The sequence below is a fragment of the Pantoea sp. Ap-870 genome (assembly GCF_011752515.1).
GTDB lineage: Bacteria > Pseudomonadota > Gammaproteobacteria > Enterobacterales > Enterobacteriaceae > Pantoea > Pantoea dispersa.
Genome location: NZ_VWXG01000036.1, coordinates 1 through 230 on the forward strand (window position 1 = coordinate 1; position 230 = coordinate 230).

The 230-nt window shown below is 50.0% G+C and carries 1 rRNA gene; it reads left to right on the top strand.

The annotated features are described in order from the left end of the window. Nucleotides 1-230, top strand: a 23S ribosomal RNA gene (locus tag F3J41_RS23265); the annotation flags it as partial.

Sequence of the window (230 nt, forward strand, 5' to 3'; positions counted from 1 at the left end):
CATCCTCCAAGGCTAAATACTCCTGACTGACCGATAGTGAACCAGTACCGTGAGGGAAAGGCGAAAAGAACCCCGGCGAGGGGAGTGAAACAGAACCTGAAACCGTGTACGTACAAGCAGTGGGAGCCTACTTGTTAGGTGACTGCGTACCTTTTGTATAATGGGTCAGCGACTTATATTCTGTAGCAAGGTTAACCGCATAGGGGAGCCGAAGGGAAACCGAGTCTTAA